This window comes from Pseudomonas piscis, assembly GCF_009380155.1.
Taxonomy (GTDB): domain Bacteria; phylum Pseudomonadota; class Gammaproteobacteria; order Pseudomonadales; family Pseudomonadaceae; genus Aquipseudomonas; species Aquipseudomonas piscis.
The window spans coordinates 638,502-658,342 of record NZ_WHUV01000003.1; the positions used below are offsets into that span (position 1 = coordinate 638,502).

Below are 19,841 nucleotides of genomic sequence, written 5' to 3' on the forward strand. Positions count from 1 at the left end.
AAGGATCACAAGCACAGGAGTCGGGTCTGGACCTCGATCCCGCGATCGGGGGCGAAGTCGGCGCGGCACAGGAACAGGAACTTGGCCTGGCCGTCTTGCAGCCAGTGCTGCGCCAGGCTCTCGGCGATGGGCCGGGCGTCGGCATCGGGCATCGTCAGCACCAGGGTCGGGCCCTGGAAGCCATAGCGGGTACAGCAGATGGAGAGCGGGGCGCCGGCGTTGGCATTGATGAAGTCCACCGGGGATACGCGTCCGCGGGCCTGGAGATCGCCGACGATCCTGCCGGTCAACTGGCTGGGGAACGCCGTGCCGTACTGGATCATGCCGACATGCACGCGCTGTTCATCCAGGGCGCCGGCATGCTGGCGTTGCAGGTTGCCGACGCTTTGCAGAACGCTGAAGACCAGGGGATCGGCGCTCTTGAGGCCACGACGCAAGTTCTCGTCGAGGTCGGCGTAAGTCAGTGAATGGGTGTTGCTGGTCGCGAGTGTTTTCATCTTCGGTTCTCGAGCAGCCTTATTGGTCGAAGCGCTGGAACACCAGGGCCGTGTTGAAGCCGCCGAAGCCGATGGTCAGGCTCAGGCCCACCTGGCTGCGGGTGCTGGACGGCCGCTGCAGCGGCAGGTCGAACTCCAGGTTCGGCAGTGGTTGCTGCAGGCCATGGACCGGGGGGACGGCCTGGGTCTGCAGGGCCTTGATCAAGGCGATGGCCTCGATGGCGCCGGTGGCCCCCAGGGTGTGGCCGAAGGCGCCCTTGGTGGCGAAGACCAGCGGGTGGTAGTCGCCGAAGTACTCGTTGTAGGCGGCGCTTTCGACCCGGTCGTTGGTGTAGGTGCCCGAGCCGTGGGCGTTGATCAGCCCGACCTGGTTGCGGCTCAGGTCGGCCTGGGCCAGGGCGCGATCCAGCGCCAGGCGGATGCCGGCCCCGGTTTCATCCGGCGCGGTCAGGCCGGCGGCATCGTTGGCAGCGCCGCAGCCGAGCAGGTAGGCGTGGGGCTTGTGTTTTTCCAGGCCCTCACGCTGCAGCACGACAAATCCCGCGCCTTCACCCAGCAGGGTGCCGTCGTGGCTTTGGTCGAAGGACTTCAGGCGGGTCGCCGAGAGCGTCCCCAGGGCGGTGTGGGCCAGCCGCTTGGCATCCCCCAGCACGTCGGCGCCGCCGCAGACGCACAAGTCGGCCTGCCCCGAGCGGATCAGGTGCGCACCCAGCAAGATGGCATCGGAGCCCGACGAGCAAGCGGTCGACAGCGCCAGGGCGTTCATGCCGACCCGCGCCCCTACGTCGTCGACCCACTGGTACAGCGGATCCTGGTGGAACTGTCCACTATCCAGGCGGTAGCCCAGGCTCGTGCCGATGATCAGCCGTGCATGGGGATTGGGCGTCTGGCCATCGAGCCGGGCATCGCGCAGCGCCGCTTCCACTGCTTTGCTGGTGAACTCGATCAAGCGGGCCTTGTGGTCGGGGTTGCCGACATCCTCGAGGTACCCGGCACTATCGTTCTTGAGCCGCAGTTCGCTGGGTAGCGGCCGTATCCCCGACTCTCCGGCGAGCAGGCGGGCGGTGACGACCTCCACGTCGTCGCCCAATGCGGTATTCCATCCAAGACCTGTAACAACGACGACATTTGATCTGACTTCCATGATCGCCACCTCATACATATTGCGCAGGAGTTAAGGGTTGCCGGCACGGGGGCCGGGCAACCGTGGTCAATTGAAGGTTCGTTGAAACTCGTCCAGCGGCTTGCCGCTCACCGGCGAGGGATAGAAGTTGTCCTGGATGTGGTTGCCCTTGAGTTTGATCTGGCGCAGAAAGGGGTCCTTTTGCAGCCAGCGCTCGCTGTGGATGAAGCGCGGGGCGATGTCGGCGGCATTGAAGCCCTCCAGTTCAGCCGGATGGACCAGCTTGCGCTTGGGCTTGTCCAGGACCTGGGCGTAGGCCGAGACATCGAAGTAGCGGATGCGCTGGTCCCTGACCACGGCATTGATGCAGTGCCAGCGCTGGGGCAGGTACAGGTAGTTGACGAAGATGTTGCGCACGGCATAGACGCGCTCGCCGGTCATCACATGCAGCAGGGTGCCGGCCACGTCCGCCATCTGCGAACAGAAGCAAGGCAGGCGGGTACCGGGGTCGAGCATGGCTTGCAGATAATCGTCCACGCTCAGCGCGGCGATCACCTGGTCCCGGTAGTGCTCGTAGCGCTCGATGTGCTGCGCCCACTGCTCCTGCGGATACTTCAGGCGGACGATCTCGGGGGCGTAGGTCTGGAATACATCCGATTCCTGCAGCACATGGCACAGGGTCAAGGGCACCTTGGCCATGATGTCCTCGATCGAGCGCAGGCCGTGCAGCGCGACGACCTGCCGGGCCAGTGATTGGGTGTGGCTGTTCATGAGGATTCCTTACTTGTGGTTCGTCATGCTCAAGGCGTCGCGGTGCAGCAGGGCGATCGCCAGGGGTCGTTCGTAGTGCTTGAGCTGCTTGAGCAGGCGGGTCTTGAAGTGGTCGCCCTGGTGTTCCCGGACCACCTCCCGGTCGACTGTCAGTTCCAGCTGGAAGCCCGCGAGCATCGAGGCTTCGCTGATCACTTCGGTGCGGCAGGCGAGGACCCCTGGCACGCGCTTGCACAGTTGCTTGATCGCTCCCAGGTTCACTTTTTCATCGCGAATGACGATGAAGTCCGAGTTGCGGCCCTTGAAGTACAGGTAGCCATCGGGGTCCTGGCTGAAGATGTCGCCGGTCCTCAGCCAGCGCTTGCCGTGCAGTTCGATGAAGGGACTCTGGTTGTCCTGGCCGATCTTCCTGGTCAGCAGGGTGTCCGAACTCACCAGCAGTTCGCCCTCGTTGCTGTCCTGGCTCGAGCGCAGGAGCATGACGTGGGTGCCATCCAGGGGCAGTCCCACCGAAGCCAGGCGCTGGGGGCCAACCCGGTGCGCCGCGCAGGTCGAGACCCGGGGCCCGGCTTCGCTGATGCCATAGGTCAGGTACAGCTCGAGGCCGGGGTTGGCCTCCAGGCACTGACTCACCTCCGTGGGTGCCGCCAGGTCGCCACCTACGGTGAGCAGGCGCAGGCAGCGGGCGAAGGGCTGTGGCTGGGCGTTGATCTGGCGCAACAGCACTGGCGTCACCGAACTGGCGCTGATGCGGTGTTCGCGGATGTCTTCCAGGTAGGTGGGGACCAGGAATGGCGGTCCGCTGATGACCAGGTGCGCCCCCAGTTCCAGGGCCGCGATGGTCTGGGCGACCAGGGCGGTGGAGTAGTACATCGGCAGGTTGACCAGGATCCGGTCGGACCGGGTCAGGCCGATGCTGCGGGCGTGGCGCAGGGCGTTGGCCTGCAGCGAGCTGAACCAGTGCACGCAACCGCTGCTGAAGGCCCGCGAGGTGCCCGAGGTGGCGATGACGACCTGGCCGGGCAGGGTGACCGGCAGTGGGGCGTTGGTCACTTGCCCGACCTGCCAGCGCCCCAGGTCTTCGGCCTGCTGGAGGCCGTAGCCGGCCCAGGTGGAGGCCTGGGTGCTGGAACGCACCAGGGCGCCGGCGGCGAAGTCGATGATCATCTGCGCGATCCGCTCGCCGGGGGTGCTGGGGGCGATCAGCGCCGGGACATAACCGCTGTTCAGCACGGCGGCGAACATGGCCAGCAGGTCGGGGCCGTTGGGCAGGGCGATCAGCACCACCTGGCCCAGCGGCAGCGACTGCCCCTGCCAGTAGGCCAGGTAGTCCTCGTGCAGCTGCGGCAACCTGGCTCCTGTACCCACGCTGGCGGTGGTGGAGACGTTCAGCAATTGGCCAGGGGCAATGTAGTGTTCCCTGTGCCTGAAGTTGACCAGGCCGTTCATGCTTGCAGCGCCCCGGACTTTTCCAGGACCAGGCTGGACAGCGTATGGACACTGAAGAAGTGCTCGGGCACGAATTCTTCTTCGGCGATCTGGATCTGGAACTCCTCTTCGCACTGGAACTTGAGTTCGATGAAGCCGATGGAATCGACTCCGACTTCCGATGCCAGGCCGGCGGCCTCGTTGATTCCCGAAACCGGTATGTCCAGGTCCAGGCGCTCGGCAATGATTTCCTTGATCTTATTGGCTACAAGAGTGGCGTTCAGCTGGGTCATGTCTAGCTCCACAAGGTCAGTGCATCAGTTGAAGTTTTTTTCCGCGATGGCGGGTCGGGCGAATGCTCGGGGGGCGCGTTGCGTCACTCGACGCACCAGGGGCGTAGTGGTGGCCGTGACGATCAGGGCCACGGTCACCAGCAGGCTGTAGACGGTGGGGGAAATCAGCTGCAGCTCCAGGCCGATGGACAGCACCACCAATTCCATCAGGCCGCGGGTGTTCATCAGGGCGCCGGTCAGGGTCGAGTCCTGGTAGGAGAAGCCGCTGCGGCGGGCCCCCAGGTAGGCACCGAAGAACTTGCTGACGAAGGCCGCCACCAGGAAGATCAGCAACCACTTGAGCTCCAAGGCGTTGCCCGCGGTGCTCAGGGAGGTCTTGAGCCCGGCGCTGGCGAAGAACACCGGCAGCAGGAAGATCCTCAGGAAGCCGCCGATCTGCCGGTTCCAGTAGCTGGCGAAACCCGGTGCGCGGCTGATCATGGCGCCTGCCAGCAGGGCGCCGATCCCGGCGTGCAGTTGCAGGTGCATGGTGATCCAGGCGCTGGCCAGCAGGTAGCACAGCACCCAGGGCAGGTGGCGTGGATATTCGTCGGCTTCGGCCCTGGCCAGGACTCGCTCGACCCATTGCAGCGACAGGGCGACGTAGCTGGCGACCCCCAGCAACAGGCAGAAACCGAACAGCGCCACCAGCTTCAGGTCGTGGTGAAAGGCGGAGAACACGATCACTGCCCCCAGGGCCAGCCAGCCGGCGATATCGGTCAGTACGGCGGCACGCAGCGTCACGGCCACCGCCGGCAGGTCGCTGATCCCCAGGTCCTCGACGATGCGGATCATCACCGGCAGGGCGGACACCGCCAGGGCAATGCCGCAGAACACGATGAAGGACCACTGGTCGAAGCTGGGAGCCAGTACCGGATGGGCGTACCAGGCGACGACGGTGCCGGCGATGAACGGCAACACCAGGCCGGCCGCGGCGATCTTCAGCGCCGCCTGGTTTTCCTGGCGGCTGTGCCGGCCGTTGTCCGGGGCGATGTGCATGCCCACCTCGAACATCAGCAGCACCAGGGCCAATTCGGCCAACGTGCCGATCCAGCCGATGTGCTCGGCGGCGAACAGCGAGGATTGCACTCCCATGGACTGCAGCAGCGGTTGCAGGAAGGTGGGACCGAGCAAGATGCCGGCGGTGATTTCTCCGACTACCCGGCATTGGCCTATGCGTTGCGCCAGGCCGCCCAGCAACTGGCTGAGGAGAAGTATCGCCAGTAGTTGAATGGTGAACATGACAGTCATCTCCATTGGTGCGGTTCACGGGCACGGCCAGGCGCATGACTTTGCGTCTGGCAAGTCAAGTTGTTCCAGGTAGTAGGAAGTTGTTGCGTTAGTACGCCGGCTCTATTTGGCGGCTTGTATATCGAGTGCGGTGTTCTTGTTATTTATCCAGGTTACTAGCAGTCCAATAGCGGTGACGCTGAATGCACTTATACATATGCCGCGCCACCCCGATTGTTGGTAGATATAACCGGCGGATAATGAACCCAGGGCTCCGGCGCCGTAATAACAGAACATGTAGACGGCAAACAGGCTGCTGCGCAAAGTGGGTTCAAGGCGAAGGGCACGAGTCTGGTTCGCCACTTGCGCGCAGAAGCACCCCAGGTCGAAGAGCACGACGCCGATCACCAGGCCGACCATGGAATAGGGGAACAGGTAGAGCACCGCGACGCCAGCCAGCACCAGCGCCAGGCCCAGGGCGATCACCGCGCGGCTGCCGATCCGGTCCGCAAGGGCGCCGGCGTAGCGGGCCAGCAGCAGTCCGGCCAGGCCCGCCAGGCCGAACAGCCCGGTGGTGGTGGGGTCGAGGTTGAGTGGCGCGGCCTGCAGGTGCAGCATCAACGCGACCCACAACAGGCTGAAGACGAAGAACCAGGCCCCACCCACCATGACCGACTCGCGTAGAAGCGGATAGCGCCCCAGCAGTCCGGGCAGGCTGCCCAGTATCTCCCGGTATGAGGCGCGACCCCGGGGTGGGGATGCGGGCATCACCATCCGGCCCACCAGCGCCAGTACCAACATCGCTGCGCCGATACACATCAGCATGTGTTGCCAGCCCCAGGCCTGGGCGATCGCTCCGCCGACGAATCTGGCCAACAGGATGCCGGCGCTGATGCCCATGGTGATGGTGCCCACCGTGCTGCCTTTTTCGCTGAGCTGGAAGCCCAGTGCATTGAGCTGGATGGCATTGGTGGCCATGCTGCCGATGACGATGCAGGCCAGGAAAAACGGCACAGTAGAGCTGCAGAGCGCCGCGAAGCAGATCGCCGCGCCCAGCATCAGGAACTGCCAGGTGATCTGGCTGCGTTTGTCGAGCACATCCCCCAGGGGCACGATCAGCAAGATGCCGAGCATGTAGCCGATCTGGGTGCTGGCGGCGATCAGGCCGGCGCTCGCCAGGTCGATACCCAGGGTCGCGGCGACCGCCGGCAGGACCGGTTGCAGCAGGTAGTTGCTGGCCATGGCCATTCCCGCGGCCACGGTGGCGAAGAGCGTGAAGAGGGGCGAGGCGTTCATGGCGACTCCGAAACGGCGGCAGGCTGTTGGCGGCGGGCCACGACTTCCATGGCAACGATCATTTTCCGTTCGGGGAATGGCAGCACGTGAAGCAATGTGAAGGCCGGCCGGATGGCATGGAAGTAATGTCCATGTACGGTGGCGGCCTCTTGCCAGTTGTCGATCTCGGTCAGGTAGAGCCGGCTTTGTATGACATCTTCAAGTTTGAAGTTGGCTTTTTCGATAACTCGCGAGATGTTTTCAATAACTGCGCGTGTCTGTTCGGTAACACCTGTCGCGGTTATTTCTCCATTGGCGTCCAGGGGGCCGGTTTTTGATACATACAATGTATCGCCAACTTCTATTGCACGTGAGAAGCCAAATATCGTTTCCCACTTCGAGTTGGATGAATGCAATTGCCGAACATTCATTTAAGCACTTCCTTGGCTGTAGGGCAGACCGAATATAGGCGAGCAAAATAGCCGGTGTCTAGTGAAAAAAAAGCCAAAAAATGCATTTTTTCTAAAGTGTCTTGCGGATTATTTAGGAGATAGATGTGTTTATGTAAGTTTATCTAAACAGATGTTTTCGTTGTTAAGTGGCTATTAAATTCCCTGGAAAATGTTTGTTATTGGTGCATTCATCGCACCAAAGAAGTGCTCCCTGATAAATGACGCCGGTGTTGCAGAAGGGCTGCAAGTTGCATTGTTTTTTCTGTCAATGGCGTTACATGCTCGAACTAGCCTTGGTCTTTCCAAGGTTTTTTTGAACTAGCTAGTTTGGAAGTGACTGCCGGGTCTGCTTGTGCTGTCTTGGTGCGGCTAGTGCCTGGGGTGTTACGGGTACAGTAGGTTCGACGGATGGATAGTGGCCACTGGGCTGGCATGGCTTGTTGTCGACGGTTTGGGAGAAGGGCAGAGGCGAGGGGCGCCCGTCGCTGAGGGGAGGGAGGCAGGGCGGCTTGCGAGGACTGTCTATATAGAAGAAGCGGCCATAAAAAAGCCCTGACCAGGTCAGGGCTTTTCGTGGGGCCGGTTGGGTGAACGTGGAACTCAGTCCCAGCTCAGCGCGCCACCGGTCTGGTACTCGATCACGCGGGTCTCGAAGAAGTTCTTCTCTTTCTTCAGGTCCATGATCTCGCTCATCCACGGGAACGGGTTGGTGGTGCCCGGGTATTCTTCCTTCAGGCCGATCTGCGACAGGCGACGGTTGGCGATGAACTTGAGGTAGTCCTCCATCATTGCCGCGTTCATCCCCAGTACGCCGCGCGGCATGGTGTCGCGAGCGTATTCGATCTCCAGCTGGGTGCCCTGCAGGATCATCTGGGTAGCTTCTTCCTTCATCTCGGCATCCCACAGGTGCGGGTTCTCGATCTTGATCTGGTTGATCACGTCGATACCGAAGTTCAGGTGCATGGATTCGTCGCGCAGGATGTACTGGAACTGCTCGGCGACGCCGGTCATCTTGTTGCGGCGGCCCATGGACAGGATCTGGGTGAAGCCGCAGTAGAAGAAGATGCCTTCCAGTACGCAGTAGTAGGCGATCAGGTTGCGCAGCAGTTCCTTGTCGGTCTCTACGGTGCCGGTATCGAATTCCGGATCGGAGATCGAGCGGGTATAGCGCAGGCCCCAGGCGGCTTTCTTCGCGACCGAAGGGATCTCGTGGTACATGTTGAAGATCTCGCCTTCATCCATGCCCAGCGACTCGATGCAGTACTGGTAGGCGTGGGTGTGGATCGCTTCCTCGAAGGCCTGGCGCAGGATGTACTGGCGGCACTCGGGGTTGGTGATCAGGCGGTACACGGCCAGGGCCAGGTTGTTGGCGACCAGGGAGTCGGCGGTGGAGAAGAAGCCCAGGTTGCGCATGACGATGCGGCGCTCGTCGTCGGTCAGGCCTTCGGCGCTCTTCCACAGGGCGATGTCGGCGGTCATGTTGACCTCCTGCGGCATCCAGTGGTTGGCGCAGCCGTCCAGGTACTTCTGCCAGGCCCAGTCGTATTTGAATGGCACCAGCTGGTTGAGGTCGGCGCGACAGTTGATCATGCGCTTTTCGTCAACGGCGACGCGGGCAGCGGAGCCTTCCAGTTCGGCCAGGCCCTCGGCGATGTCCAGCTCGTCCAGGGCGGCCTTGGCGCGAACCACGGCGGCCGAGTCGGCGGAGGTCACGGCGCGGGCTTCGAGGGCGGCGGCACCACCGGCGCTGTCGAGGCGGTCCATGGTGGCGTCGGAAGCCTGGCCGGCATTGGTGCCCTTGGCCGTGGCTTCGCTTTCTTCTTTATCGAATTCGTCCCAGCTCAGCATGACGTGTCGTCTCCTGCTTGAGGGCCAGATGCCCGTGTGAAAACAAAAGGGTTGGCTTTTCACACGGCGCTACTGGCCGCGTTAAATCAAAGAAATCGTTTGTTGCAGCAGTGACGCAGGCAATAAACAGAAATTCGTCTGCGGGTGCTTGAGGCTGCTGTCGGGCAGGGCTGAGGGTGTCGGCTCCGGCGCGAGGTCCAGCAGGTCGTTTCATCCGGTAAGGGAATGTTGCAGGCCCGTTTTGAGGACGCATTATAAGGATATTTTCAGGGGCGTGGGGCGACCGATGGGCGCAGGTGAGCCGAGGAAGGCGAGGGATTTGAGGCAGAGCGCGGGTTTACAGGGCTTTGGCTGGAGAAGTTTTTTTTTCAGGCGGGCAAAAAAATCCATGATTCGGTCAAAAAACAACCAAATTTACTAGATGTTGTGTTTTTCAAGGCGATTTCCAGGGTTTTGACACAACTCAAAAGCTGGTGCTTGGTCCTGTCGAAGCGCCTTGCGGATCTCCCGAGTAGGGGCAAGTCGCCATCAATCCGCGTCATTGGTAGCGACTTTCGAGCAGGTGTCATCGGTGTGGCGGACGGTGACGTACATTCCGGAAAAAATGCATGCGATTGTCGTGGTCGCACGTTGTGCAACGATGCCTGTGCTGGAACCCCAGTGTGCCGGGCATCTTTGCCGCAAGAGGGATTTCTTGCGGCCGGCGGTCATCGAGGCCTGGGCGGCGGGGCGGTTATCAGCCGTTGGAGCAACCGTTACCCATTACGCGGTATTGGAGAATATGTCGCAGACCTTTGGAATCTTCATATTCCATGCGTGCCGGTACAACTTCACATACTTCTGGAACTTCGCTCATGGAAATAACTTTGGCGATATCCAAGTCCGTGGAGTAAGTGTATTCCTCTACTGCTACTTGCTGGCTGGCGGCATCAGTCGGGATCTCATCAGCCATCGCTGTAGCGCACAGACTGCTGAGGGCCAGAACTAATAAAGCTTTCATTTGCATTTTACCTTTCTAAGGTCGTGTGGGGTCACGCAGCCTTTTTGGGGCTGCGTGTGGAACTTGAGTAGAAGTTTGATTAACTGCCTTCGTGGGGGCTGCAACTTGGTTAATCAGTTTGCCTGTTGGGCGAGGCAGATTTTAGGCGTGGGGCGGGGCGCCATATAGGCGTACTTTTGATAAACACTTTTGACAGTTTTTGTAACAATCGCCGAAAAAGCCCTTTCCAGAGACCTGCGCGAACATTTTCGGATTGCCTCGATATGCCTCCAGGGCTTGTTCTTGAAGGGTTTCGCTAGATCCTGGGGCCTTTCGCTGGGGGTTGTTACTACCATCGTCGAATGGTTCTATAGGCGTCCCCCGGCTACAACGGGGTCATACAAAAACAACTATGTCACCGAGGTAAGAAAGATGAGTGCGGCTTCTGTGTATCCCGTTCGTCCCGAGGTTCTGGTCAAGACGCTGACTGACGAGGCGACTTACAAGGCCATGTACCAGCAGTCGGTCGTGAACCCGGACGGTTTCTGGCGCGAGCAGGGCAAGCGTCTCGACTGGATCAAGCCTTTTACCACGGTGAAGCAGACCTCCTTCGACGATCATCATGTCGATATCAAGTGGTTCGCCGATGGCACCTTGAACGTCTCCTACAACTGCCTGGACCGTCACCTTGCCGAGCGTGGCGACCAGGTGGCGATCATCTGGGAGGGCGACGACCCTTCCGAGAGCCGCAACATCACCTACCGCGAACTGCATGAAGAAGTCTGCAAGTTCGCCAACGCCCTGCGTGGCCAGGACGTGCACCGCGGCGACGTGGTGACTATCTATATGCCGATGATCCCCGAGGCGGTGGTGGCCATGCTGGCCTGTACCCGTATCGGCGCGATCCACTCGGTGGTGTTCGGCGGCTTCTCGCCGGAGGCCCTGGCCGGTCGCATCATCGACTGCCGTTCGAAAGTGGTGATCACCGCCGACGAAGGCATCCGTGCCGGCAAGAAGATCTCGCTCAAGGCCAATGTCGACGACGCCTTGACCAACCCGGAAACCAACAGCATCCAGAAGGTCATCGTGTGCAAGCGCACCGGTGGCGACATCAAGTGGAACCAGCATCGCGACATCTGGTACGAGGACCTGATGAAGGTCGCCGGCAGTGTCTGCGCACCGAAGGAAATGGGTGCCGAAGAGGCCCTGTTCATCCTCTATACCTCCGGTTCCACCGGCAAGCCCAAGGGCGTGCAGCACACCACTGGCGGCTACCTGCTGTATGCGTCGCTGACCCACGAGCGGGTCTTCGACTACCGTCCGGGCGAAGTCTACTGGTGCACCGCCGACGTGGGCTGGGTCACCGGCCATACCTATATCGTCTACGGGCCGCTGGCCAACGGCGCTACCACCGTGCTGTTCGAAGGCGTGCCCAACTATCCGGACGTGACCCGGGTGGCGAAGATCGTCGACAAGCACAAGGTCAACATCCTCTACACCGCTCCGACCGCGATCCGCGCCATGATGGCCTCGGGCACCGCCGCTTGCGAAGGCGCCGACGGCAGCAGCCTGCGCCTGCTGGGCTCGGTGGGCGAGCCGATCAATCCGGAAGCCTGGGACTGGTACTACAAGAATGTCGGCCAGTCCCGTTGCCCGATCGTCGACACCTGGTGGCAGACCGAGACCGGCGCGACCCTGATGAGCCCGCTGCCCGGTGCCCATGCGCTGAAGCCGGGTTCCGCGGCGCGGCCATTCTTCGGCGTGGTGCCGGCCCTGGTGGACAACCTGGGGAACATCATCGAAGGCGCCGCCGAGGGCAACCTGGTGATCCTCGATTCCTGGCCGGGCCAGGCGCGGACCCTGTACCGCGACCATGACCGGTTCGTCGATACCTACTTCAAGACCTTCCGCGGCATGTATTTCACCGGTGACGGTGCGCGTCGCGACGAGGACGGCTACTACTGGATCACCGGGCGCGTGGACGATGTGCTCAACGTCTCCGGGCATCGCATGGGCACTGCCGAGATCGAGAGCGCGATGGTCGCCCACCCGAAAGTCGCCGAGGCGGCGGTGGTTGGCGTGCCTCACGATATCAAGGGCCAAGGCATCTACGTCTATGTGACCCTCAATGGCGGTGAGGAGCCAAGCGAAGCCCTGCGCGCCGAGCTGAAGAACTGGGTGCGCAAGGAGATCGGCCCGATCGCATCGCCGGATGTCATCCAGTGGGCGCCAGGCCTGCCCAAGACCCGTTCCGGCAAGATCATGCGGCGGATCCTGCGCAAGATCGCGACGGCGGAATACGAAGGCCTGGGCGATATCTCCACCTTGGCCGATCCGAGCGTGGTGCAGCACTTGATCGACACCCACAAGACCATGAACGTCGCCTGAGGCGCTTGCTGGTTCGATGAGCCCCGCCCGGCGATGCCGGGCGGGGCTTTTTCATGGGTCGGATAAATCCCCGCGAAGCCCTCTGTGCTGGCGCTTTGCGCGCAGTGGGGCCGGTCGGTTGGGAGGGGCGAATAAATATCGGTTTGCCCGGTAGACGTATCTGAATGTTACCGGGTTGGGCGAAGGTGTAACCCTGCGCCCAATTTCGGGGCGATGGGAAACGTCGGGCGCCGTTTCAGGGCCTTTTATATCCATGTAAAAAATAAGTCATCACGCTGCGCTTGCCGGAATAGAAGGCTTTGCCAATAATAGGCCCGCAATTTGCAACGTAGATCGGTTCACTGTCTTTTGCTCTTGCATAATCCTGAAGAGCTGTCAATATGCCGCCCCGGCGTTCTCGGTGCTTCTGTAATTTGTTGTCGCATTGAGGAAATATCGGCTTCCGGCCTGTCGTTAGAATGCCGGTCACTCGCTCGTCGTTACCTGTGTGTGAGTCCCTTTCCGGGCTTTTCAGGACGCAGCGCCGCTATTGAGGGTTCACCCATTCGCATATTGGGCTGTTGCTCACTCTGCCGTTTTCGCCCTTTACCGATGGAGTTCTAAGAATGAAGAAACTCGTGCTTCTTGGCGCCCTGGCACTGTCCGTGCTGTCCCTGCCGACCGTCGCCGACGAAAAGCCCCTGAAAATTGGTATCGAAGCGGCTTACCCTCCATTCGCCTCCAAGGCTCCGGATGGCAGCATCGTCGGTTTCGACTACGACATCGGCAATGCCCTGTGCGAGCAGATGAAGGTCAAGTGCGTGTGGGTCGAGCAGGAGTTCGATGGCCTGATCCCGGCACTGAAGGTACGCAAGATCGACGCGATCCTGTCCTCCATGTCGATCACCGACGATCGCCGCAAGTCCGTGGACTTCACCAACAAGTACTACAACACTCCTGCGCGCCTGGTGATGAAGGCCGGGACCCAGGTCAGCGACGGCATGGCCGAGCTCAAGGGCAAGAACATCGGCGTGCAGCGCGGTTCGATCCACGAGCGTTTCGCCCGTGAGGTCCTGGCTCCCCTGGGCGCCCAGATCAAGCCATACGGCTCGCAGAACGAGATCTACCTGGATGTAGCGGCCGGTCGCCTCGACGGCACCGTGGCGGACGCTACCCTGTTGAATGACGGTTTCCTGAAGACCGATGCCGGCAAGGGCTTTGCCTTCGTCGGTCCGGCCTTCACTGACGTCAAGTACTTCGGCGACGGCGTAGGGATCGCCGTGCGCAAGGGCGACAAGGCTGATCTGGACAAGATCAATGCCGCCATCGCCGCCATTCGCGAGAACGGCAAATACAAGGAAATCCAGGACAAGTACTTCGACTTCGATATCTACGGCAAGTAATCCGTCGAACCTGTCAGTCCGAGATGGCGCAAGCAGCAGAATCTCTGAAGTTTGCGCCATTTTTTCATCCCAATTTTCGAGGACCTGAATCATGTTGAAAGGCTACGGGGCTGTCATCCTCGATGGCGCTTGGCTGACGCTTCAGCTCGCCTTGTCGTCCATGGCCCTGGCCATCGTTCTAGGTCTGATCGGGGTCGCGCTGCGCCTCTCGCCGGTACGCTGGCTGGCCTGGCTGGGCGACCTGTACTCCACGGTGATCCGTGGTATTCCCGATCTGGTGCTGATCCTGCTGATCTTCTACGGCGGCCAGGATCTGCTCAATCGCGTGGCACCGTTGCTGGGCTACGACGACTACATCGACCTCAACCCGCTGGCTGCCGGTATCGGTACTTTGGGCTTCATCTTCGGGGCCTACCTGTCGGAAACCTTCCGTGGCGCCTTCATGGCGATTCCTAAGGGGCAAGCGGAGGCCGGCATGGCCTACGGCATGAGCAGTACGCAAGTGTTCTTCCGGGTGCTGGTGCCGCAGATGATCCGCCTGGCGATTCCCGGCTTCACCAACAACTGGCTGGTGCTGACCAAGGCCACCGCGCTGATTTCCGTGGTGGGCCTGCAAGACATGATGTTCAAGGCCAAGCAGGCGGCGGATGCCACCCGCGAGCCTTTCACCTTCTTCCTCGCAGTGGCGGCCATGTACCTGGTGATCACCAGTGTCTCGTTGCTGGCGCTGCGTCACCTTGAGAAGCGCTACTCGGTAGGCGTAAGGGCGGCTGATCTATGATCTTCGACTACAACGTCATCTATGATGCCTTGCCGCTGTATTTCAGCGGCCTGCTGACCACCCTGAAACTGCTGGCGCTGTCGCTGTTCTTCGGCTTGCTGGTGGCGCTGCCCCTGGGACTGATGCGCGTGTCCAAGCAGCCGCTGGTGAACATGACCGCCTGGCTCTACACCTACGTGATCCGTGGCACCCCGATGCTGGTGCAGCTGTTCCTGATCTACTACGGCCTGGCGCAGTTCGAAGCGGTACGCGAAAGCTTCCTCTGGCCCTGGCTGTCCAGCGCGACCTTCTGTGCCTGCCTGGCCTTCGCCATCAACACCAGCGCCTATACCGCCGAGATCATCGCCGGCAGCCTCAAGGCCACGCCTAACGGCGAGATCGAGGCGGCCAAGGCCATGGGCATGTCGCGCTACAAGATGTATCGCCGCATCCTCCTGCCGTCGGCCCTGCGCCGGGCGCTGCCGCAATACAGCAACGAAGTGATCATGATGCTGCAGACCACCAGCCTGGCCTCCATCGTCACCCTGATCGACATCACTGGCGCGGCCCGTACCGTCAATGCGCAGTACTACCTGCCGTTCGAGGCCTACATCACCGCCGGCGTCTTCTACCTGTGCCTGACCTTCATCCTGGTGCGCCTGTTCAAGCTGGCCGAAGGCCGCTGGCTGCGCTACCTGGCGCCGCGGAAGCACTGATATGGAACGTATCGATCATCCATTGCCCTGGAGCCACCTGGGTAGCGAGCGCAGCATCTCGGTATTCCGTTTCGGCAGCGGGGAGCGCAAGGCCTATATCCAGGCCAGCCTGCATGCAGACGAACTGCCTGGCATGCGTACCGCCTGGGAGTTGAAGAAGCGCCTGGCCGAGCTGGAGGCCCAGGGCGCCCTCAAGGGCGTCGTCGAGCTGGTGCCAGTGGCCAATCCGCTGGGTCTTGGGCAGTTGCTGCAAGGCAATCACCAGGGGCGTTTCGAAGCCGGCAGCGGCAAGAACTTCAACCGTGATTTCGTCGAGCTCAGCGCGCCAGTGGCCCAGCGCCTGGAGGGGCGCCTGGGTGACGATGCCCACGCCAACGTCCAGCTGATCCGCCAGGCCATGGCCGATGTGCTGGCCGAATTGCCGCCGGCCGCCAGCCAGCTGCAGGGCATGCAGCGAGTGTTGCTGGCGCATGCCTGCACCGCCGACGTGGTGCTGGACCTGCACTGCGATGCCGAGGCGGCCTTGCATATGTACGCCTTGCCGCAGCATTGGCCGCAGTGGCGTTCCCTGGCGGCTCACCTGGATGTACGGGTGGGCCTGCTGGCGGAAGATTCTGGCGGCAGCTCGTTCGACGAGGCCTGTTCGCTGCCCTGGTTGCGTTTGTCGCGGCAGTTCCCCGAGGCGCAGATCCCCCTGGCATGCCTGGCGACCACCCTCGAGCTGGGTGGCCAGGCCGACACCGGCCGGCCCCAGGCCGAGGCGCATGCCGAAGGCATCCTGGCGTTCCTTGCCGAGCAAGGGCTGATTGCCGGGCAATGGCCGGCGCCAGGACGTGAAGCTTGCGAGGGCATGCCCTTCGAAGGCACTGAATTGCTGTATGCGCCGCATCCTGGCGTGGTGAGCTTCCTGCGTCCGGCTGGTAGTTGGGTGGAAGTGGGCGAGCCGCTTTTTGAAGTGATTGATCCTCTATCCGATCGGGTCAGCACGGTGTGTGCTGGCACCAGCGGCGTGTTGTTCGCCGTTGAGCGGCTGCGTTATGCCCAACCCGGTTTCTGGCTGGCCAAGGTGGCGGGGCGCGAAGCGCTGCGTCACGGGCGCTTGCTCAACGACTGACTGTTTTTGTGAGAACCGACCGCATGTACAAACTTGAAGTCCAAGACCTGCATAAGCGCTATGGCAGCCATGAAGTGCTCAAGGGCGTGTCCCTGAAGGCCGCGGCCGGCGATGTGATCAGCATCATCGGCTCCAGTGGCTCGGGCAAGAGTACCTTCCTGCGCTGCATCAACCTGCTGGAGCAGCCGCACGCCGGGAAGATCCTGCTGAACAATGAAGAGCTGAAGCTGGTGGCCAGCAAGGACGGTGCCCTCAAGGCCGCCGACCCCAAGCAGTTGCAGCGCATGCGCTCGCGCCTGTCGATGGTGTTCCAGCACTTCAATCTGTGGTCGCACATGACCGCCATCGAAAACATCATGGAAGCCCCGGTGCATGTACTGGGCGTGTCCAAGGCCGAAGCCCGCGAGAAGGCCGAGCACTACCTGGCCAAGGTCGGCGTGGCGCATCGCAAGGATGCCTACCCGGGGCATATGTCCGGCGGTGAGCAGCAGCGCGTGGCGATCGCCCGGGCCTTGGCCATGGAGCCTGAGGTGATGCTGTTCGACGAGCCGACCTCGGCCCTGGACCCGGAGCTGGTGGGCGACGTGCTGAAGGTCATGCAGTCCCTGGCCCAGGAAGGCCGGACCATGGTGGTGGTGACCCACGAGATGGGCTTTGCCCGGGAGGTCTCCAACCAGCTGGTATTCCTGCACAAGGGCCTGGTGGAAGAAAGCGGCAATCCGCGGGAAGTGCTGGTGAATCCACAATCAGAACGTTTGCAACAATTCCTCTCCGGCAGCCTCAAGTAATAGCTGCCGTTATGCACCAAATTAGGTCATGCTGAGCGCCCTGCGCCAGATGGTCTAACTTGGTGCTGCCGCCCTTGGCTTCTCCTACTGTTTTTCGTTTCGGATCGCCCGCCATGACTGCCCATCGAATTGGTTTCCTGATTTGGCCCAGCACTAAAGCCTTGACGCTGGCGCTGGCCGAGGAGGCCTTGCGCGTCGCCCAGCGGGTCCATCCGGAAGTGGTCTACGAGTTGGCCTTCCTCCAGGCCGAGCCAGCCGTGGAAGGTACCTGGCAACTGCCGGGCGAGCCTTGGGCGGGCAAGCTGGAGGGTTGCCAGAAGCTGTTTCTGCTGGCCGATGAGCCTCCGGCGCCGGTGGGTTCGGCCCTGGGCACCGCGCTCAAGCAACTGGTGCGCGCCGGTTGTGTGGTCGGCGGGTTGTCGGCCGGGGTCTATCCGTTGGCCCAGCTGGGGTTGCTGGATGGCTACCGGGCAGCAGTGCACTGGCGCTGGCAGGACGATTTCGCCGAGCGTTTTCCCAAGGTCATCGCCACCAGCCACCTGTTCGACTGGGATCGCGATCGGCTGACCGCCTGTGGCGGCATGTCGGTGCTGGACCTGCTGCTGGCGGTGTTGGCCCGGGATCACGGCGCGGAGCTGGCTGGCGCGGTGTCCGAGGAGCTGGTGGTCGAGCGCATCCGCGAAGGTGGCGAACGCCAGCGTATTCCGTTGCAGAACCGCCTGGGCTCCAGCCATCCGAAGCTGACCCAGGCGGTGCTGCTGATGGAAGCCAATATCGAGGAGCCGTTGACCACCGACGAGATCGCCCAGCATGTCTGCGTGTCCCGGCGCCAGCTGGAGCGGATCTTCAAGCAGTACCTGAACCGCGTGCCGAGCCAGTATTACCTGGAACTGCGCCTGAACAAGGCGCGGCAGATGCTGATGCAGACCAGCAAATCGATCATCCAGATCGGCCTGTCCTGCGGTTTCTCCTCCGGCCCGCATTTCTCCAGCGCCTATCGCAACTTCTTTGGCGCCACCCCGCGCGAAGACCGCAACCAGCGGCGCAGCAGCAGCCCCTTCGAGCTCTCTTCCGTACCCGCCGAGCGCGGCTGACCCCACTCCTTCTTTGTACTCGCAAGCAGCGGTTCGGCGCCTCGTGCAGCCGCTGCCGAAGGTTGCGTATGGCTCGGCATCGGCCACCAAGGCGATTGGAGCCTTGCAAGCGTTTCCCATTGCCGCTTCCATCGGTGCAGGATGCCTGGTCGCAGCCTGCGGCAACGGCTCAAGACTGGGTGTGAACGGCGCTGCCGGCCAAGTGGATAATTAGCCCGGCAAACCTGCCGTTCAGGCGCCACGCAGTTTAAACTGCGCCTTTGCGACGCAATTTGTCGCATTGCCATAAACCCGCGAAAAACCGGGGTTGGCGCTATAAGAAGTTGTCGCTTGGCGACAAGGCCGGGCAGAAAACTGTCCTTACAATCCCTCCATCGCTCGCCAGTTCCAGGCGGGTGTTCCTCTTCAGGAGACTCCGATGTCCGTTGAGCAAGCCCCGGTGCAACGCGCCGATTTCGACCAGGTGATGGTTCCCAACTACGCACCTGCGGCTTTCATTCCTGTGCGCGGCGCGGGGTCTCGAGTCTGGGACCAGGCTGGCCGGGAACTGATCGACTTCGCCGGCGGCATCGCGGTCAACGTGCTGGGCCATGCCCATCCGGCCCTGGTAGGAGCCCTGACCGAGCAGGCGAACAAGCTGTGGCATGTTTCCAACGTCTTCACCAACGAGCCGGCCCTGCGCCTGGCCCACAAGCTGATCGACGCCACCTTCGCCGAGCGCGCATTCTTCTGTAACTCCGGTGCGGAAGCCAACGAGGCCGCCTTCAAGCTGGCCCGTCGCGTGGCCCATGATCGTTTCGGTGCCGAGAAGTACGAAATCATCGCTGCGCTCAACAGCTTCCACGGCCGTACCCTGTTCACCGTCAATGTCGGTGGCCAGTCCAAGTATTCCGATGGCTTCGGTCCGAAGATCACCGGCATCACCCATGTGCCGTACAACGACCTGGCCGCGCTGAAAGCCGCGATCTCCGACAAGACCTGCGCCGTGGTGCTGGAGCCGATCCAGGGCGAGGGCGGGGTGTTGCCTGCCGAGCTGGCGTACCTGCAAGGTGCCCGCGAGCTGTGCGACCAGCACAACGCGCTGCTGGTGTTCGACGAAGTGCAGACTGGCATGGGTCGCTGCGGCGAGCTGTTCGCCTACCAGCATTACGGCGTGACTCCGGACATCCTCACCAGCGCCAAGAGCCTGGGCGGCGGCTTCCCGATCGCGGCGATGCTGACCACCGAAGAGCTGGCCAAGCACCTGGTGGTCGGTACCCACGGCACTACCTACGGCGGTAACCCGCTGGCTTGTGCCGTGGCCGGTGCCGTGATGGACGTGATCAACACCCCTGAAGTGCTCAATGGCGTCAAGGCCAAGCACGATCGCTTCAAGACCCGCCTGTCGCAGATCGGCGCCAAGTATGGCCTGTTCACGGAAATCCGTGGCCTGGGCCTGCTGCTCGGCTGCGTACTCAGCGATGCCTGGAAAGGCAAGGCCAAGGACGTGTTCAACGCGGCCGAGAAAGAGGGCTTGATGATCCTGCAAGCCGGTCCGGACGTGGTGCGTTTCGCCCCGAGCCTGGTGGTCGAGGACGCGGATATCGACCAGGGCCTGGACCGCTTCGAGCGTGCCGTGGCAAAACTGACCCAAGCCTGATCCAGGCGGTGGTACTTCTCGGCGC

18 protein-coding genes are annotated in these 19,841 nt (G+C 61.9%); 8 read left to right on the plus strand and 10 right to left on the minus strand.

Features of this window, described 5'->3' with window-relative positions; genetic code table 11:
• Positions 1–5: 5 nt before the first annotated feature.
• The 10 genes from GDH07_RS19885 to GDH07_RS19930 form a co-directional block, all read right to left on the minus strand.
• Positions 6–497, minus strand: coding sequence for a hypothetical protein (locus GDH07_RS19885; RefSeq protein WP_103326817.1), 492 nt, complete (start codon positions 495–497; stop codon positions 6–8).
• Positions 498–516: 19 nt separating this feature from the next.
• Positions 517–1,659, minus strand: coding sequence for a beta-ketoacyl-[acyl-carrier-protein] synthase family protein (locus GDH07_RS19890; RefSeq protein WP_218584744.1), 1,143 nt, complete (start codon positions 1,657–1,659; stop codon positions 517–519).
• 48 nt (positions 1,660–1,707) lie between these two features.
• Positions 1,708–2,391 carry a hypothetical protein gene (locus GDH07_RS19895; protein ID WP_152898615.1) on the minus strand — a complete coding sequence of 228 codons (684 nt, stop codon included), beginning with the start codon at positions 2,389–2,391 and terminating at the stop codon, positions 1,708–1,710.
• Positions 2,392–2,400: 9 nt separating this feature from the next.
• A complete protein-coding gene (locus GDH07_RS19900; RefSeq protein ID WP_152898617.1) occupies positions 2,401–3,840 on the minus strand; it encodes a class I adenylate-forming enzyme family protein in 1,440 nt (479 codons plus the stop codon).
• Positions 3,837–4,112 carry an acyl carrier protein gene (locus GDH07_RS19905; RefSeq protein WP_022640338.1) on the minus strand — a complete coding sequence of 92 codons (276 nt, stop codon included), beginning with the start codon at positions 4,110–4,112 and terminating at the stop codon, positions 3,837–3,839. Before GDH07_RS19905 ends, GDH07_RS19900 begins: the two co-directional genes overlap by 4 nt.
• Positions 4,113–4,136: 24 nt before the next feature.
• Positions 4,137–5,393 carry a cation:proton antiporter gene (locus GDH07_RS19910; RefSeq protein WP_178124088.1) on the minus strand — a complete coding sequence of 419 codons (1,257 nt, stop codon included), beginning with the start codon at positions 5,391–5,393 and terminating at the stop codon, positions 4,137–4,139.
• Positions 5,394–5,504: 111 nt separating this feature from the next.
• Positions 5,505–6,677, minus strand: a complete 1,173-nt coding sequence (locus GDH07_RS19915; RefSeq protein WP_152898620.1) for an MFS transporter — start codon at positions 6,675–6,677, stop codon at positions 5,505–5,507.
• Positions 6,674–7,087 carry a Rid family hydrolase gene (locus GDH07_RS19920; RefSeq protein WP_152898621.1) on the minus strand — a complete coding sequence of 138 codons (414 nt, stop codon included), beginning with the start codon at positions 7,085–7,087 and terminating at the stop codon, positions 6,674–6,676. The genes GDH07_RS19915 and GDH07_RS19920 overlap by 4 nt, the downstream gene beginning before the upstream one ends.
• Before the next feature lie 621 nt (positions 7,088–7,708).
• The gene (locus GDH07_RS19925) at positions 7,709–8,956 is read right to left on the minus strand and encodes a ribonucleotide-diphosphate reductase subunit beta (RefSeq protein ID WP_085597275.1); all 1,248 of its coding nucleotides are present in this window, start codon (positions 8,954–8,956) and stop codon (positions 7,709–7,711) included.
• Between the two features lie 736 nt (positions 8,957–9,692).
• A complete protein-coding gene (locus tag GDH07_RS19930; RefSeq protein ID WP_083456990.1) occupies positions 9,693–9,956 on the minus strand; it encodes a DUF2790 domain-containing protein in 264 nt (87 codons plus the stop codon).
• A 411-nt stretch (positions 9,957–10,367) separates the two neighbouring features.
• Here GDH07_RS19930 and acs point away from each other — a divergent pair, with 411 nt between their 5' ends.
• The 8 genes from acs (at position 10,368) to GDH07_RS19970 (ending at position 19,816) form a co-directional block, all read left to right on the plus strand.
• Positions 10,368–12,323 (plus strand): acetate--CoA ligase, encoded by a 1,956-nt coding sequence (gene acs, locus GDH07_RS19935; RefSeq protein ID WP_152898623.1) that lies wholly within the window; start codon positions 10,368–10,370, stop codon positions 12,321–12,323.
• A gap of 605 nt (positions 12,324–12,928) precedes the next feature.
• Positions 12,929–13,705 (plus strand): ABC transporter substrate-binding protein, encoded by a 777-nt coding sequence (locus GDH07_RS19940; RefSeq protein WP_022640333.1) that lies wholly within the window; start codon positions 12,929–12,931, stop codon positions 13,703–13,705.
• A gap of 91 nt (positions 13,706–13,796) precedes the next feature.
• On the plus strand, positions 13,797–14,486 hold the full coding sequence (locus GDH07_RS19945) for an ABC transporter permease (protein ID WP_022640332.1): 690 nt from the start codon (positions 13,797–13,799) through the stop codon (positions 14,484–14,486).
• Positions 14,483–15,181, plus strand: a complete 699-nt coding sequence (locus GDH07_RS19950) for an ABC transporter permease (protein ID WP_022640331.1) — start codon at positions 14,483–14,485, stop codon at positions 15,179–15,181. Before GDH07_RS19945 ends, GDH07_RS19950 begins: the two co-directional genes overlap by 4 nt.
• A gap of 1 nt (position 15,182) precedes the next feature.
• Positions 15,183–16,295, plus strand: a complete 1,113-nt coding sequence (locus GDH07_RS19955) for a succinylglutamate desuccinylase/aspartoacylase family protein (RefSeq protein ID WP_085597273.1) — start codon at positions 15,183–15,185, stop codon at positions 16,293–16,295.
• A gap of 23 nt (positions 16,296–16,318) precedes the next feature.
• Positions 16,319–17,083, plus strand: a complete 765-nt coding sequence (locus GDH07_RS19960; RefSeq protein ID WP_085597272.1) for an ABC transporter ATP-binding protein — start codon at positions 16,319–16,321, stop codon at positions 17,081–17,083.
• A 113-nt stretch (positions 17,084–17,196) separates the two neighbouring features.
• Entirely contained in the window at positions 17,197–18,177 is a 981-nt protein-coding gene (argR, locus tag GDH07_RS19965) for a transcriptional regulator ArgR (protein WP_085597271.1), read from the plus strand.
• Between the two features lie 418 nt (positions 18,178–18,595).
• Positions 18,596–19,816, plus strand: coding sequence for an aspartate aminotransferase family protein (locus GDH07_RS19970; RefSeq protein ID WP_152898624.1), 1,221 nt, complete (start codon positions 18,596–18,598; stop codon positions 19,814–19,816).
• Positions 19,817–19,841: the final 25 nt, after the last annotated feature.

What these genes read in the sequence shown, in the direction of transcription:
- GDH07_RS19885 (WP_103326817.1), bottom strand. Translation starts at nt 497, where the DNA reads ATGAAAACACTCGCGACCAGCAACACCCATTCACTGACTTACGCCGAC.
- GDH07_RS19890 (WP_218584744.1), bottom strand. Translation starts at nt 1,659, where the DNA reads ATGTATGAGGTGGCGATCATGGAAGTCAGATCAAATGTCGTCGTTGTT.
- GDH07_RS19895 (WP_152898615.1), bottom strand. Translation starts at nt 2,391, where the DNA reads ATGAACAGCCACACCCAATCACTGGCCCGGCAGGTCGTCGCGCTGCAC.
- GDH07_RS19900 (WP_152898617.1), bottom strand. Translation starts at nt 3,840, where the DNA reads ATGAACGGCCTGGTCAACTTCAGGCACAGGGAACACTACATTGCCCCT.
- GDH07_RS19905 (WP_022640338.1), bottom strand. Translation starts at nt 4,112, where the DNA reads ATGACCCAGCTGAACGCCACTCTTGTAGCCAATAAGATCAAGGAAATC.
- GDH07_RS19910 (WP_178124088.1), bottom strand. Translation starts at nt 5,393, where the DNA reads ATGTTCACCATTCAACTACTGGCGATACTTCTCCTCAGCCAGTTGCTG.
- GDH07_RS19915 (WP_152898620.1), bottom strand. Translation starts at nt 6,677, where the DNA reads ATGAACGCCTCGCCCCTCTTCACGCTCTTCGCCACCGTGGCCGCGGGA.
- GDH07_RS19920 (WP_152898621.1), bottom strand. Translation starts at nt 7,087, where the DNA reads ATGAATGTTCGGCAATTGCATTCATCCAACTCGAAGTGGGAAACGATA.
- GDH07_RS19925 (WP_085597275.1), bottom strand. Translation starts at nt 8,956, where the DNA reads ATGCTGAGCTGGGACGAATTCGATAAAGAAGAAAGCGAAGCCACGGCC.
- GDH07_RS19930 (WP_083456990.1), bottom strand. Translation starts at nt 9,956, where the DNA reads ATGAAAGCTTTATTAGTTCTGGCCCTCAGCAGTCTGTGCGCTACAGCG.
- acs (WP_152898623.1), top strand. Translation starts at nt 10,368, where the DNA reads ATGAGTGCGGCTTCTGTGTATCCCGTTCGTCCCGAGGTTCTGGTCAAG.
- GDH07_RS19940 (WP_022640333.1), top strand. Translation starts at nt 12,929, where the DNA reads ATGAAGAAACTCGTGCTTCTTGGCGCCCTGGCACTGTCCGTGCTGTCC.
- GDH07_RS19945 (WP_022640332.1), top strand. Translation starts at nt 13,797, where the DNA reads ATGTTGAAAGGCTACGGGGCTGTCATCCTCGATGGCGCTTGGCTGACG.
- GDH07_RS19950 (WP_022640331.1), top strand. Translation starts at nt 14,483, where the DNA reads ATGATCTTCGACTACAACGTCATCTATGATGCCTTGCCGCTGTATTTC.
- GDH07_RS19955 (WP_085597273.1), top strand. Translation starts at nt 15,183, where the DNA reads ATGGAACGTATCGATCATCCATTGCCCTGGAGCCACCTGGGTAGCGAG.
- GDH07_RS19960 (WP_085597272.1), top strand. Translation starts at nt 16,319, where the DNA reads ATGTACAAACTTGAAGTCCAAGACCTGCATAAGCGCTATGGCAGCCAT.
- argR (WP_085597271.1), top strand. Translation starts at nt 17,197, where the DNA reads ATGACTGCCCATCGAATTGGTTTCCTGATTTGGCCCAGCACTAAAGCC.
- GDH07_RS19970 (WP_152898624.1), top strand. Translation starts at nt 18,596, where the DNA reads ATGTCCGTTGAGCAAGCCCCGGTGCAACGCGCCGATTTCGACCAGGTG.